The organism is Polaribacter glomeratus (assembly GCF_002954665.1).
In the GTDB taxonomy this organism is placed as follows: domain Bacteria; phylum Bacteroidota; class Bacteroidia; order Flavobacteriales; family Flavobacteriaceae; genus Polaribacter; species Polaribacter glomeratus.
Window position 1 is genome coordinate 1,460,474 of sequence record NZ_MSCM01000001.1, and the last position, 13,877, is coordinate 1,474,350.

At 28.4% G+C, this 13,877-nt stretch carries 16 protein-coding genes; 6 read left to right on the forward strand and 10 right to left on the reverse strand.

The genetic code is table 11. The annotated features are described in order from the left end of the window. Positions 1–21 precede the first annotated feature (21 nt). Both BTO16_RS06230 and BTO16_RS06235 read left to right on the forward strand, forming a co-directional pair. Positions 22–465 carry a type I restriction enzyme HsdR N-terminal domain-containing protein gene (locus BTO16_RS06230; protein WP_105020763.1) on the forward strand — a complete coding sequence of 148 codons (444 nt, stop codon included), beginning with the start codon at positions 22–24 and terminating at the stop codon, positions 463–465. A 175-nt stretch (positions 466–640) separates the two neighbouring features. Continuing rightward, the gene (locus BTO16_RS06235) at positions 641–1,639 is read left to right on the forward strand and encodes a glycosyltransferase family 2 protein (RefSeq protein ID WP_105020764.1); all 999 of its coding nucleotides are present in this window, start codon (positions 641–643) and stop codon (positions 1,637–1,639) included. Positions 1,640–1,724: 85 nt separating this feature from the next. Here the strand turns inward: BTO16_RS06235 and BTO16_RS06240 are convergent, their stop codons facing one another. The 8 genes from BTO16_RS06240 to nusB all read right to left on the reverse strand — a co-directional run bounded on the left by BTO16_RS06240 (position 1,725) and on the right by nusB (position 8,225). After that, a complete protein-coding gene (locus BTO16_RS06240) occupies positions 1,725–2,345 on the reverse strand; it encodes an L-threonylcarbamoyladenylate synthase (RefSeq protein ID WP_105020765.1) in 621 nt (206 codons plus the stop codon). A gap of 71 nt (positions 2,346–2,416) precedes the next feature. After that, positions 2,417–3,118 (reverse strand): response regulator transcription factor, encoded by a 702-nt coding sequence (locus BTO16_RS06245; protein ID WP_105020766.1) that lies wholly within the window; start codon positions 3,116–3,118, stop codon positions 2,417–2,419. An 11-nt stretch (positions 3,119–3,129) separates the two neighbouring features. Continuing rightward, entirely contained in the window at positions 3,130–4,701 is a 1,572-nt protein-coding gene (locus BTO16_RS06250) for a sensor histidine kinase (RefSeq protein ID WP_105020767.1), read from the reverse strand. A 103-nt stretch (positions 4,702–4,804) separates the two neighbouring features. After that, positions 4,805–5,401 carry a dephospho-CoA kinase gene (gene coaE / locus BTO16_RS06255; protein ID WP_105020768.1) on the reverse strand — a complete coding sequence of 199 codons (597 nt, stop codon included), beginning with the start codon at positions 5,399–5,401 and terminating at the stop codon, positions 4,805–4,807. Between the two features lie 3 nt (positions 5,402–5,404). Next, positions 5,405–6,343, reverse strand: coding sequence for a YbbR-like domain-containing protein (locus BTO16_RS06260; protein ID WP_105020769.1), 939 nt, complete (start codon positions 6,341–6,343; stop codon positions 5,405–5,407). 105 nt (positions 6,344–6,448) lie between these two features. After that, complete coding sequence (gene yajC / locus BTO16_RS06265; protein WP_105020770.1) at positions 6,449–6,766, reverse strand: preprotein translocase subunit YajC; 318 nt, start codon at positions 6,764–6,766, stop codon at positions 6,449–6,451. Position 6,767: 1 nt separating this feature from the next. Further along, positions 6,768–7,235 (reverse strand): DUF1573 domain-containing protein, encoded by a 468-nt coding sequence (locus BTO16_RS06270; RefSeq protein WP_105020771.1) that lies wholly within the window; start codon positions 7,233–7,235, stop codon positions 6,768–6,770. A 51-nt stretch (positions 7,236–7,286) separates the two neighbouring features. Beyond that, entirely contained in the window at positions 7,287–8,225 is a 939-nt protein-coding gene (nusB, locus tag BTO16_RS06275) for a transcription antitermination factor NusB (RefSeq protein ID WP_105020772.1), read from the reverse strand. 148 nt (positions 8,226–8,373) lie between these two features. On the opposite strand from nusB, the gene BTO16_RS06280 reads away from it, so the two are divergent. Both BTO16_RS06280 and BTO16_RS06285 read left to right on the forward strand, forming a co-directional pair. Continuing rightward, entirely contained in the window at positions 8,374–10,128 is a 1,755-nt protein-coding gene (locus BTO16_RS06280; protein WP_105020773.1) for an ABC transporter ATP-binding protein, read from the forward strand. An 80-nt stretch (positions 10,129–10,208) separates the two neighbouring features. Further along, positions 10,209–10,571, forward strand: coding sequence for a PUR family DNA/RNA-binding protein (locus BTO16_RS06285; protein WP_105020774.1), 363 nt, complete (start codon positions 10,209–10,211; stop codon positions 10,569–10,571). Between the two features lie 119 nt (positions 10,572–10,690). Here the strand turns inward: BTO16_RS06285 and BTO16_RS06290 are convergent, their stop codons facing one another. Both BTO16_RS06290 and BTO16_RS06295 read right to left on the reverse strand, forming a co-directional pair. Further along, on the reverse strand, positions 10,691–11,749 hold the full coding sequence (locus BTO16_RS06290) for a chorismate-binding protein (RefSeq protein WP_211298205.1): 1,059 nt from the start codon (positions 11,747–11,749) through the stop codon (positions 10,691–10,693). Between the two features lies 1 nt (position 11,750). After that, the gene (locus tag BTO16_RS06295) at positions 11,751–12,167 is read right to left on the reverse strand and encodes a PaaI family thioesterase (RefSeq protein ID WP_105020775.1); all 417 of its coding nucleotides are present in this window, start codon (positions 12,165–12,167) and stop codon (positions 11,751–11,753) included. A 73-nt stretch (positions 12,168–12,240) separates the two neighbouring features. Here BTO16_RS06295 and BTO16_RS06300 point away from each other — a divergent pair, with 73 nt between their 5' ends. Both BTO16_RS06300 and BTO16_RS06305 read left to right on the forward strand, forming a co-directional pair. Next, the gene (locus BTO16_RS06300) at positions 12,241–12,747 is read left to right on the forward strand and encodes an IS1096 element passenger TnpR family protein (protein ID WP_105020776.1); all 507 of its coding nucleotides are present in this window, start codon (positions 12,241–12,243) and stop codon (positions 12,745–12,747) included. A 191-nt stretch (positions 12,748–12,938) separates the two neighbouring features. Next, complete coding sequence (locus BTO16_RS06305) at positions 12,939–13,838, forward strand: ABC transporter ATP-binding protein (protein ID WP_105020777.1); 900 nt, start codon at positions 12,939–12,941, stop codon at positions 13,836–13,838. Positions 13,839–13,877 lie beyond the last annotated feature (39 nt).

The following is a 13,877-nucleotide window of genomic DNA, read 5'->3' on the forward strand; positions in this document are numbered from 1 at the left end:
ATTTTTATTTACTTTTGATTGATGATAAAACTCAATCTACCAACTTATAATTTCCGACTCAAAAGTAAAGAAAATAAGACGCTTATTTTTGATAAATTGAGAAAAAAATATATGGTTTTAACTCCAGAAGAATGGGTTCGTCAGCATTTTGTACGTTTTTTAATTGATAAAAAAAACTACCCAGCATCATTAATTGCTTTAGAAAAACAACTAACAATTAATAATCGCAAAAAAAGAACAGATATTTTAGTTTTTAATAGTAAAGGTAACCCTGAGATTATTGTTGAATGTAAAGCGCCCTCTATTAAAATTACACAAGATACTTTTGATCAAATTGCACGTTATAATTTAAAGTTAAAAGCTAACTTCTTAATTGTAACCAACGGTTTAGAACATTTTTATTGCAAAATGGACTTTGAAAATGAAACCTATATTTTTTTAAAAGAAGTTCCTAATTACAAGTAAATTCACTCATTTTAAATAAATTTATACAAATTTTAATATGTATAATAGTTTCAAAATCATTTTAAATAGAACCATATTCCTTTATCTTAAAAAGGATAAGATAAATAGGAATATTCCCCTTTTTATTAGGAGAAATTTATTAGAAAACTAATTTTTAAAATGTAAATTCGCACACTTGAAAATAGCTATAGTCATATTAAATTGGAACGGAAAAAAATTGTTAGAACAATTTTTACCATCTATCGTAAAATTCAGCTCAAATGAAGCAGAAATTTACGTGGCTGATAATGCATCAGAAGATACTTCTATCTCCTACATAAAAACTAATTTTCCGTCTGTAAAAATTGTAAAAAACTTAGAAAACGGTGGCTATGCAAAAGGGTATAATGATGCTTTGCAAAAAATTGAAGCAGACATTTACTGCCTCATAAATTCGGATGTAGAGGTTACTCAAAATTGGCTCTCTCCTATTCTAGATGTTTTTACTTCGGATGAAAACACCGCAATTATTCAACCTAAAATACTAGCATTTAAAGACAAAACAACTTTTGAATATGCAGGTGCTGCTGGAGGTTTTATAGATCTGTACGGCTATCCTTATTGCAGAGGACGCGTTTTTAATCACCTAGAAAAAGATAGAAAACAATTTAATGATGTCTCAGAAATATTTTGGGCGTCTGGTGCTTGTTTATTTATTAGGGCAAACGTATACCACGAATTAAATGGTTTTGACGAAGATTATTTTGCTCATCAAGAAGAAATTGATTTGTGTTGGCGAACTCAAAATATTGGTTATCAAGTAAAATACGTAGGCTTATCAACTGTTTATCATGTTGGCGGTGCTACTTTAAAAGAAACAGATCCGCAGAAAACTTACTTAAATTTTAGAAATAGTTTACTAAATGTAGTCAAAAATGTTCCTAAAAAATGGTTCTTATTTGTAATTTTTTCTCGTTTAATTTTAGACGGGATTGCAGGACTCAAGTTTATTCTTGAACTAAGGCCAATTCATACATTCGCAATTCTAAAAGCACATTTTAGTTTTTATAGAAATTTTTATAAATTTTTAAAAAAACGCAAAGTATTGCAAAAAAAATTAGATTATAATCTGCACACAAGTATTGTTTGGCAATATTTTATTCTTGGTAGAAAAAAATTTAAGGATCTTAAATAGTTGATTTTCCAATAAAAAAAATCAAAAAAGCGCTAACTAATATAAAAACGTTAAAACCTAAGTTTTGAACTTTAAAAATTTAATCCTAAAGTATCTCTAAACTTCCTTTACCTTCTCTAATTACAACAGGGTAACCGTCTGTTAAATCTATAATTGTAGAAGCATAGTTATCGCCGTAACCACCATCAATTACAACATCCACTAAATGATTCCATTTTTCGAAAATCAATTCTGGATCTGTTGTGTATTCTAAAACATCATCATCATCTCTTATCGATGTAGACACAATTGGGTTTCCTAAACTAGAAACTAGAGCTCTCGCTATATTATTATCAGGTATACGAATACCTACCGTTTTTTTATTTTTAAAGGCTTTTGGAAGGTTATTGCTACCTGGTAAAATAAAAGTATAAGGACCAGGCAACGCACGTTTTAAAAGCTTAAAAGTTGGCGAATCTAACTGCTTAACATAGTCTGATAAGTGGCTTAAATCATTACAAACAAAAGAGAAATTAGCTTTGTCTAATTTAATGCCTTTTATCTGCGCTATCTTTTCTAGGGCTTTAGTGTTTGTAATATCGCAACCTAAACCATAGACCGTATCTGTAGGATAAATAATTAATCCTCCATTTTTTAAAATTTTAACAACCTGGTCAATTTGTTTTTGATTTGGATTGTCATTATATAATTTAATAAATTCTGCCATAGTATAAAAATACAAAAAAACTCAACTTGAAATATACAAGTTGAGTTATATTTTATAGGGAAATTCTTTTTTTAAGTCTTATCTACTAACCTAAATCCTTCTCCATGAATGTTTAAAATCTCAACATTCTCATCTACCTTTAAATACTTTCTTAGTTTTGCAATGTAAACATCCATACTTCTAGAAGTAAAGTAGTTATCGTCTCTCCAAATTTTAGTAAGCGCTAATTCTCTTGGCATTAAATCATTTTTATGAATTGCCAACATGCGTAACAGTTTGCTTTCTTTAGGTGATAATTTAACGGGCTCTGCATCTTTACCAATAGATAAATGACGTAATTTAGAATTAAAGAAAAGAGAACCAATATTAAATTCAAATTCTTCTGATTCTTTAGATTGATCGCTTTCTTTTCTTTGTAAAATTGCTTTAATTTTGTGCAATAATACCTCAGAATCAAAAGGTTTGTTTAAATAATCGTCTGCACCTACAGAATATCCTTTTAAAACATCTTCTTTTAAAGTTTTTGCTGTTAAAAAGATTATTGGCACTTCTTTATTTGTTCCTCTAATATCTTGCGCTAAAGAAAAACCATCTTTTCTTGGCATCATTACATCTAAAATACATAAGTCATAATCACTATTTTTAAACATGATTAAACCTTCTATACCATCTTTTGCATGCGTAACATTATAATCGTTTAATGCTAAATAATCTTTTAAAACGGTTCCGAAATTTGGATCGTCTTCTACTAATAGAATCTTTTTACTTCCCATTTTATATACTTTTAAATTAAAGGTAATTTTACTGTGAATATACTTCCTTCTCCTTTTTCACTTTCAACAAAAACTGTTCCGTGATGTTTTTCTACAATTTCTTTTACATATGCTAAACCCAAACCGTGACCTTTTACATCATGTATATTTCCTTTTTGTTCTCTATAAAACTTGTCAAAAACAAGTTTCTGAACGCTTTTGGTCATTCCAATTCCGTTGTCTTTTATCTTAAAGATAAAAAACTTATTTGTACTTTCTGTGTACACATCAATTTTAGGGCTTCTTTCCGAAGAATATTTAATTGCATTTTCCAACATATTAACAATAACATTTGTTAAATGAAATTCATTTCCAGAAATTTCTGCAGTAATTGCCTCAAAATGTGTGTCTACAGTTCCATTTTTATCGTTAATTAACAAACTAACATGACTAATTGCGTCTTCTATTATGTCGTGAATATCTACTATTTCCTTACTAATATCTAATTGATTTTTTTCTAATCTAGAAATACGCAATACATTTTCTACTTGAGTATGCATTCTTTTGTTTTCGTCACGAATCATTTGTACATAACGCAAAACCTTTTCATTATCATTTATAATTTTAGGATTCTTGATAGAATCTAATGCTAAATTGATAGTTGCAATTGGAGTTTTAAACTCGTGCGTCATATTATTAATGAAATCTGTTTTTATTTCTGATATTTTTTTCTGTTGAATTAATTGATATAATGAGCTAGAAAAAGCCACAATAATGATAAAAATAAAAAATATAGACAATAATAATATATTTGAAATACCTGATAAAATATGATCATTTTTGGCAGGAAAGGTTACAAATAATAAATATTCTGGTTCATCTTCTGAATCAAAAAATAATGGAAATGAATAACTATCTTTTTTGTTAATTGTATAATAACCCGATTTTAGTTTTGTAGCTAAACCGTCTATACTATACACACCATATTTAAAATCTAAATGTATATTTCTTTTTTTTAGCTCGTCTTTTATTGTTTCATTAAGCTCTCTATTACTTAATCTTTTGTGAATAGGATTTATTCTATTGTAATCTTTAAACCATTCTGAGAACTGACTTTTTTCTATATTCGTTAGTCTTTTTGTAAATGAATATCTATGTTCGTCTACAGAAGAAAATAAATTATCTGGACCTTTAATTAATCTTGATTGAAAAAAATCTTTTTTACCCGTAACTCGTTTAAAAATAACGGAATCATTTCCTAAAAAATCTGCTGGTATTTCAAAATTTTCTTCTAAAATTGTTGATCCAAAAGATATTTTTTGATTATTTGTAGTGTCAATCTCCTGAAAAAAAAGGCTTTTAATTTGAGCTTCATTAGCTAAAACAGCATTTTCTATAATATTTTCAAACTTTTTATCAAAAAGAGTTCTTTCTTTTTCATTTATGCGTTCAGCAACACTACCTAGCGATTTTTGAACATCATTTTTAAATTGTTCCTTCTTACTTTCTACCGCATTATTAATCCAATACAGCTGCACAGCGATAATTCCTATTAGGGAAACGCTCATCAGAAAAACAATAAGAACAAACATTTTTTTGCCCATCATTCAAAAATAAGCTATTCTAAAATTGCAATTAAGATTTTTAAAGAAAATTAACTAATTTACTGCAACTTTAAGAATGTTTTAACAGTTTCGTTGAAAATCTTTAAATGTATTTAAATTTTTCTGTTAAAATATTATGAATACTGTGTACTTGATTTTTTGATTCCTCAAGGTTTTCATTACGGATGATATAATTAGATTGTAATAGCTTTTTATCGTCATTCCATTGATTTTGTATTCTTTTAAACACATCCTCTTTTGCAGATGTATCTCTTAAAGTTACACGTTTAACTCTAGTATTAATATCAGCATACACACTAATAATATAGTCGCAAACTAGATTGCTTTTACTTTCAAAAAGGATTGCATTTTCATAAATAATATAGGTTTTATCGCTATTATTTTCTACAAACTCTTTAAAGTGCTTTTTTACTTCTGGATGAACAATTGCATTTAAAACCGCTAATTTTTCTTTGTTGTTAAATACAATTTCAGAAATATATTTTCTATTTAATTTTTGATCTACAAAAGAGTTTTCTCCAAATTCATGTAGCAACTTTTCTTTAATAATTTCTGATGAATTCATTAAATTTTTAGCTTCAACATCAGCAATATAAATAGCAACATTATTAAATGCTGAAAAAAAATTTGCAACTGTAGTTTTACCACTACCAATACCGCCTGTTAAACCAATAATCATCTGTTATTTTTGAATTAAAAAATCTATTTTTAAGGGTATAATTTTAAAGCTTTTTATAAAATCTGGTTTAATAATTACTTTAGGTATTAAATAAGAAAGATTATTTTTTTCTGATATTTCAAAATCGCATTCTACTTTAAAAGAGGCTTCAGAAACTTTTCCAAAATTAGATAAAGCAACAATAAAAACCACTTCAACATTTTCAGAAAGTGTTGTTAAATTTACGCCTTCAGGAAGGTTTTTTGTAGTAAAAGGTATACTTAGTGTGCCTTCTGTAAACCTTTCTATGGTTCCAGAAACTGTTGCTTTTGAAACAGTAAACTTGAGATTTTTAAATGTAGCTGGCTGAATAATGGTTGTATTTTCAGAAAAATTTTCTTTTAAATTATCTAATTTAGTTTTCTTTAAATTAAGATGTGTTATTCTTTTTATCTGTTCTTCTGGACCAGAAACAACAATAGAATCTGGTACTACTTTTATATCACCTAAAAGATCATAACCAACTTGGTATTTAATATCTAAATTAGGTTTTAAAGCTACTTTTTTAGATTTTAAGAGTCCTAAATCTAAGTAAATAGTATCTAAGAGAATTTCTTGTAATTCAATACCTGAAGGTAGTTGTTTTTGAATTTTTGTAAATTGATTTTTAACTAATAAATAAAACTTAGATTTCTTTTTTCGTTGTAAAACCGAAGATTCTAAATAGATTGTTTTATTTGTAAAATTAGCGCGTAAAAGCTTAAAACCAGTTGCTTTTACTGCAATATCTATTTGCTTAATTGGCGCTTCTTGTAGCAACTTATCTTGTTGAATATTTTTATAAACTACAGGATATGAGATAACCTCAGAGTACTCTTTAGAAAAGGTTATCATTAGCCAGATAAAAAAAGAGGCTATTAAAAAACCGATAAATGTTTTTGGTATTTTTCTTGAAGTTTTCACTCTAATTCTAATTTTTAATGCAATCTAGTAAAAAGATATAAAACAAAAAAGTGAGCTTTCAATAAATAGAAAAAGCTCACTTTAATTAAGTTTAAGAATAAAGTATTATTTAACAGCTGGTGTTAAATATTTTTTACTTAATTCCATAGAAATTGCAGAACGTTCAAAAACAATTTTTCCTGCTGCAGTTTCTATAGTTACTGTATTTTCTGTAGAATTAATTTCTGCTATTTTACCATGTATACCGCTAGAGGTAACTACTTTTGATCCTTTTTTAATTTCTGCCTGAAAAGATTTTTCTTTCTTTTGGCGATTCATTTGTGGTCTTATCATAAAAAAATATAAAACCCCAATCATTGCTACAAATGGTAACATTGATGCTAAATTTTCCATACCTAATTGTAATCCTATTGTTATAAACATATTATTGAATTGCTTTTGGTGTAACCATTCCTTTAATCGTTAAAATCTCTCTACCAGATTCTGTATTTGTAGTTAAAGTAACAGATTTTTGTTGTCTGTTTGGTTTACCGTTTGTATTAAATTTAACTTCTATATCGCCAGTTTCTCCTGGCTTAATTGGTGCTTTTGGCCAAACAGGAATTGTACAACCACAAGTTGCCTGTGCATTTGTAATTATTAAATCTGTTTTACCAGAATTTGTAACTTTAAAAACTGTTTCTACAATATCACCTTCATTTACAGTACCAAAATCATATTCTGATTTATCAAAAGAGATAGATGCTGTACCTTTTTTAATTTCTAAATCTCTAGATGTTGCATCATCTATATTTTCTTTATTGATTTTTGTAGTTGCATCACCTCCGTTTTTACAAGACGTAAAAAAACTTGCTGCTAAAATAAAAGCAAATAAAATTGTTATTTTTCTCATGATATTTAAAATTTTTGTAAAAATACTAAATTAATTGTCTAAAACAATAGTTTAAAGCAGGCCTCTTCCTATTTTAACTATTCTTTTATTAGTTATAAATTCTTTTGAAATTTTATCTAAAACTCCATTTATAAAGTAACTACTCTTTTCAGTAGAGTAATCTTTAGAAATCTCTATATACTCGTTAATCGTTACTCTTGTTGGTATAGAAGGGAAGTTGATAAACTCTGTAATAGCCATTTTTATCAAAATCATATCTACATCTGCAATTCTATCCGTTTCCCAATTTGGTGTTTTTTCTGCAATATCTGCCTCGTAAGTTTTTTGCTTTAAAACTGTTTTCTTAAATAATGCGGATACAAAATCTTCATCATCTTTGTCTTTATACAAACTACCCACTACAAAAATCCCAACTTCTTTAAACTTACTCAAAGATTTTACAACCCAAGTGTTAACAAAAGGAATATCATCTACCCAAGAAATCATTTTGTCTTCGTAATACTCTGCTAATTTTTCATTAGGAGCAATAATTTCTTTAAAGAAATCAACTACAAAATCCTTGTCTATTTTAAAAGAATTTTCTGCTGTATTGATGTATTTTTGGTAAACATCACTCTTTAGCAGTTCATCTAAAATAATTTTCACGTACTCCGTATCTAATTCCCAGTTTTTAAGATTATTCATCTCAATATAGCTCTCCACACTTATGCTTTCTGCAATTGCGTTAATTACTTTATTGTCTAAAAATTTGGTGTTCGGATTTAATTCTTCTTTTGTAACAAGAATTTTCTTTTTTGAAAGCGCAATTCTTTTTGCCGCTAGTTTTTGAACTTCAACCAAAAGCTGAATGTTTAAAACGTACAAATCGAACATTTTTAAAATACTATGTTTTAAAAATTTGTCTTCTCTAATAATGTCGTCATTACTAGATTGCTGCATTGCGTATACAGATTGCATTACTTTAACTCTAATATGTCTTCTATTAATCATTGTAAAGAACTTAAATAATTTGCGTTTTTATTGCGGTGCAAAAGTACTATTATTTTAGTTTGTGGCTGCGTCTTTTTAATACTTTTTTAAGAAAAAGATTCGCTTTGAATCTCGTATATTCGTAGATTATTTTTTAATCCAATTTTCTTTGAAAGCATTACAATATTTAAACAAATATTTTTATAAATACAAATGGCGATTTTTAATAGGAATTTTAATCACAGTTCTATCCAAAATTATCGCTTTAAAGGTTCCTAAACTTGTTGGTGATTCTTTAAATATTGTTGAAGATTATTTAAAAGGTATTACTACAAACATAGACGACGTAAAACACCAACTCTTTATAAACATTCTCCTTATTATTGGTGTTGCACTATTTAGTGGTTTTTTAACTTTTTTAATGAGACAAACCATTATTGTAACTTCTCGTTTAATTGAGTTCGATTTAAAAAACGAAATCTATCAGCAATACCAAAAACTATCGCTTAATTTTTACAAAAAAAATAGAACGGGCGATTTAATGAATAGAATTAGCGAAGACGTTACAAAAGTTAGAATGTATGTTGGCCCAACTGTAATGTACACAACCAACATGGTTGTACTTTTTGTAGTCTGCTTTGCAGAAATGGTTAAAATAGATTTAAAACTTACTTTATATACCTTATTACCTTTTCCTTTGCTCTCTGTTTCTGTGTTTTTTTTAAGTAAAATTATACATCATAGAAGTACAATTGTTCAACAAAATCTATCAAAATTAACAACCTTTACACAAGAACTTTTTTCGGGTATTGATGTTGTAAAATCTTACGGAATAGAACCTTCTATGACCAAAGATTTTGATGAAATTTCTGACGATAATAAAGACAAAAACATCCATTTAGAAAAAGCAAATGCACTCTTTTATCCTTCAATAATCTTGTTAATCGGAATTAGTAATTTAATTGTTGTCTATGTTGGAGGTTTGCAATACATAAATGGAGAGATTAAATCAGGAACCATTCTTCAGTTTTTACTATATGTAAATTATCTTACATGGCCAGTGGCAATCGTTGGTTGGGTAACCTCTATGATTCAACAAGCTGATGCGTCTCAAGCAAGAATAAATGAATTTTTAGATCAGGTTCCAGAAATTACAAACGCCAATAAATCATCCACAGAAATTTTTGGTAAAGTAACTTTTAAAGACGTCACTTTTACCTATGATGATACAAATATTACGGCATTAAAAAATATCAACTTTACAGTAAATTCTGGTGAAACAATAGCCATTTTAGGTAAAACAGGTTCTGGTAAATCTACTATTATTGAATTGCTTGCAAGATTATACGACACTCAAGATGGGGTTATTTTACTGGATGATAAACCTATTAAAGAGGCTAATTTAAATGACGTAAGAAATCAAATTGGTTTTGTACCACAAGATCCTTTTTTGTTTTCTGACACAATTGAGAATAATATAAAATTCGGAAAAGAAGATGCAACAGAACAAGAAATTATAGAAGCCGCTAAAAATGCAGTAGTGCATGATAATATTATTGATTTTACCAACGGATATAAAACCATTTTGGGCGAACGTGGCGTAACTTTATCTGGTGGTCAAAAGCAACGTGTATCTATTGCAAGAGCGATTATTAAAAATCCTAAAATTTTAATTTTTGATGACTGTTTATCAGCAGTTGACACCGAAACTGAAGAAAAAATACTATCAAATCTAGAAAAAGTTTCTAAAAATAAAACCACCTTTATTATTAGTCATAGAGTTTCATCAGCAAAAAATGCCGATAAGATTATTGTGTTAGATGCAGGTAAAATAATACAACAAGGAACTCACAATCAATTAATAACAGCAGCAGGTTACTATAAAGATTTGTACGATCAGCAACTTTTAGAAAAAGAAAATTAATCTTTAACATTGCTACGTAAAATATTTTATTAGATTTGTAAGCATAACAAATAATTTATAACAACTATTTAAAAGAATATATGGCAGAGAGAGTTGAACAGGAAGAAATTTTTTCACAGGTATTAAGAGCAGGAAGAAGAACCTATTTTTTTGACGTTAGAGCAACAAAAGCAGATGACTATTATTTAACTGTTACAGAAAGTAAAAAATTTACACATGATGATGGTACTTTTCATTATCAGAAACATAAAATATACTTATACAAAGAAGATTTTACCGATTTTCATGAAATGTTAGGGAAAGCTACAGATTACATTCTTAATGAAAAAGGGAATGAAGTTATTAGCGAACGCCATCAAAAAGATTTTAAGAAAGAAGAAAATGAAACAGAAGAGACAAAATCTACAGATAGTTTTACAGATGTTTCTTTTGACGATATTTAAAATTTAAGAAACTTTTAAAATTGATTTTGTTCTAAAAAACAAAGCCAACCAAACAATTTTAAATTCAAGTTTAATTTAAATCTAAAAAATCGCAAACTTTATTGTTTGCGATTTTTTTTTTACAAAACACGTTTCATAACATTACTTTTAGAAACGGTTTCCTCCCACTCTTTTGCTGCATTGCTATCTTTTGTAATTCCGCCGCCAATAAATATAGAAGCGTTGTTTTTATTGATGTTCATACATCTTAAATTCACAAACAACGAAGAACTTTGAGTTTTAAACTTTAAACTTTTGATGTTTATTTCGCCTAAAAAACCCGTGTAAAAACTTCTTTTATAATATTCGTTTTCTAAAATAAACTTTTTCGCCTTTTCTCTTGGCATACCACAAACAGCCGGAGTTGGGTGCAATGCGCTTACCAAGGTTTTTAAGGTTGATTTTTGATTTAAAACACCCGTAACTTTCGTTTTTAAATGCAACAAGCTACCTGCTCTTGCCGTTTCTGTTTTATCAATTTTTAATTGTGATGAAATACCAGATAATTGATTTTCTATAAAGTCGGTAACTAACTGCTGTTCATTTAACTCCTTGCTTTTCCAAACAACATCAACTGTATCTTTATACAATTGCGTTCCTGCTAAAGACATAGTTGTAAAAACTGAATTTTCAATTTCTAATAGCGTTTCGGGCGTTGCACCAAGCCATAGACCAACTTTTGGATGAAACCAAACATACACAAAAGCATTAGTGTAATTCTGTAATAATTTCTGATAAACCGCCAACAAACTAAAATCTGTAATTTCTAGTTGTTCCGTTCTAGAAACAACCACTTTCTTTAAATCGTTTTTTTTAATTTCCTTAATTGTTTTATCTACCAGTTTTATATGATTTTCTTTAGCGGCTTCATCAGCAAAAAAAGTTTTTTCTTGGTCAATAAAAGCATCCAAAAAAAGTTTTTCTGTTATAAATTCAGAATTTTCTAGAGGAAATAAAATTGCTTTTTGTTCACTATCAAAAGGTGCAAATACAAAACCAGATTCAGAAAAATCATTAGTAAACAGTAGCGTATCGTTTTTCATAAACAAACCAGAAACATACTCTGAATTTGGTTTTCTATACACAACAAAAGGTCTGTCTTCTTGGTAAAAAGTAGTAATTTTTTTAAAAATTTTCAAGCTATTTTTTGTCTAAAATAATATTGGTAAGTTTACAAATAGAAATTAAATTATCTTCTTCATCAACAATTCTAATTTCCCATAAATGCGTTGTTTTGCCTTGATGAATTGGTTTTGCAATACCATAAACAACACCTTCTTTTTTGCTTTTTAAATGGTTAATACTTAACTCAATTCCTTTAACAATCTTGGTTTTTGTATCCACAAAAAGCGCAGATGCACAGCTACCAACGGTTTCAGCTAAAGCTGCAGTTGCACCACCATGTAAAATCCCATACGGTTGATGCACCTTAGAATTTACAGGCATTTTTGCTGTAACATAATCAATACCAACATCTACAAACTCAATTTGTAGCGTTTCCATTAATGTGTTTTTATTAAGATTGTTTAAAATTTCTAGCGTTTTTATTTTATCCATTAACAACAAGTTTAAAAGGTTAAAAATACGCATTATTTTTTGTATTTTTGCGCCAATATTTTGATTGAATTTTATGTATAAAATACGGATTATTTTAGATACCAAAGAAGATGTTATTAGAACTATTTTGGTTGATGAGAGCGTTAGTTTAGAAAATTTGCACACAACTATTGCGGCATCTTTTGGTTTTGAGGGGCAACAAATGGCCTCTTTTTATAGAACAGATGATGAATGGAATCAAGGTGAAGAAATCCCTCTATTTAACATGGCAGAAGCTGGCGAAGATATTTCTATGCAAACTTGTTTTGTAAATGAAATTTTACCAGAAGAAAATAGTAAACTAATTTATGTCTACGATTTCTTAAAAATGTGGACTTTTTATGTGGATGTTGTAGAAATCTCATCAGAAATAAAAGAAAACTTACCCGAAACAATTTTATCCTTTGGCGAAATTCCTGAAAAAGAACCTAAAAAAGAATTTGTTGCAGAAAACTTAAATGATGAGTTTGATGATGAAAATATTGATGATTTAGATGAAAATTATGGTCATTTTGATGATTACGATTTTAATGAATATTAGTTTAGTATTCAGTTTAGAGTAACAGTTTTCAGTAGAATACTGAATAAGTGAGCTGTCAAAAATCAAAAATTAGTAAAAAATTTCATCCAAAAAATAACTGATTACTGCAAACTGAAAACTGCCTACTTGTTTTTTCGTAACAAAATTGTAAATTGGTCGTCTAAATGCTATAACCGACTAAAACAATTTCTTTGGAAACAATCTTATCTCTCAAAAATCTCGATAAAAAATACGGAGCTGTTCATGCTGTAAACAACCTTTCTTTTGATATTTTAAAAGGAAATGTTTACGGAATTTTAGGTCCAAACGGCAGCGGGAAATCTACCACCTTAGGTATTATTTTAAATGTTGTAAATAGAACTTCTGGCGAATTCTCTTGGTTTAACGGCAAATTAACAACTCATGAAGCCTTAAAAAAAGTTGGTGCAATTATAGAGCGACCAAACTTTTATCCTTACATGACGGCAACTCAAAATTTAGCTCTGATTTGTAAAATAAAGGGAATATCAACAGAAAAAATCGACGAAAAATTAACAACTGTAAATCTTTTTGAGAGAAGACATAGCAAATTTAGCACGTTTTCTTTAGGAATGAAACAACGTTTGGCAATTGCATCTGCATTATTAAATGATCCAGAAATTCTAATTTTAGACGAACCTACAAACGGTTTAGACCCTCAAGGAATTCATGAAATTAGACAAATAATTAAAACTATTGCCGCAAACGGAACAACGATCTTACTGGCTTCGCACCTTTTAGATGAAGTTGAAAAAGTATGTTCGCATGTTATAGTTATTAGAAAAGGTATAAAATTGTACAGTGGCCGCGTTGATGAAATGACTGCATCTAATGGTTTATTGGAGTTAAAAGTAGATGAAAAAGAAGATGAATTAATCCAATTATTAGAAAACCATGAAGCAATTGGTAAAATCACCAAAGATCACGAGACTTTAATTGCTACTTTAAAAAAGGAAATTTCATCCGCAGAAATCAACACCTATTTGTTCAATAAAGGTTTTGTTTTATCACATTTGGTAAAACGAAAACCTAGCTTAGAACAGCAATTTTTAGATTTAACCAACAGCAACTAATCAACAGAATGTCAGTTCGAGTGATTTCGTTTTTCCGCG

Bases quoted from the DNA above. Each gene is read 5' to 3' on its own strand.
- BTO16_RS06270 (WP_105020771.1), bottom strand. From the start codon at position 7,235: ATGAGAAAAATAACAATTTTATTTGCTTTTATTTTAGCAGCAAGTTTT.
- BTO16_RS06300 (WP_105020776.1), top strand. From the start codon at position 12,241: ATGTATAAAATACGGATTATTTTAGATACCAAAGAAGATGTTATTAGA.
- BTO16_RS06230 (WP_105020763.1), top strand. From the start codon at position 22: ATGATAAAACTCAATCTACCAACTTATAATTTCCGACTCAAAAGTAAA.
- BTO16_RS06250 (WP_105020767.1), bottom strand. From the start codon at position 4,701: ATGGGCAAAAAAATGTTTGTTCTTATTGTTTTTCTGATGAGCGTTTCC.
- BTO16_RS06295 (WP_105020775.1), bottom strand. From the start codon at position 12,167: ATGGATAAAATAAAAACGCTAGAAATTTTAAACAATCTTAATAAAAAC.
- BTO16_RS06245 (WP_105020766.1), bottom strand. From the start codon at position 3,118: ATGGGAAGTAAAAAGATTCTATTAGTAGAAGACGATCCAAATTTCGGA.
- BTO16_RS06240 (WP_105020765.1), bottom strand. From the start codon at position 2,345: ATGGCAGAATTTATTAAATTATATAATGACAATCCAAATCAAAAACAA.
- yajC (WP_105020770.1), bottom strand. From the start codon at position 6,766: ATGTTTATAACAATAGGATTACAATTAGGTATGGAAAATTTAGCATCA.
- nusB (WP_105020772.1), bottom strand. From the start codon at position 8,225: ATGATTAATAGAAGACATATTAGAGTTAAAGTAATGCAATCTGTATAC.
- coaE (WP_105020768.1), bottom strand. From the start codon at position 5,401: ATGATTATTGGTTTAACAGGCGGTATTGGTAGTGGTAAAACTACAGTT.
- BTO16_RS06285 (WP_105020774.1), top strand. From the start codon at position 10,209: ATGGCAGAGAGAGTTGAACAGGAAGAAATTTTTTCACAGGTATTAAGA.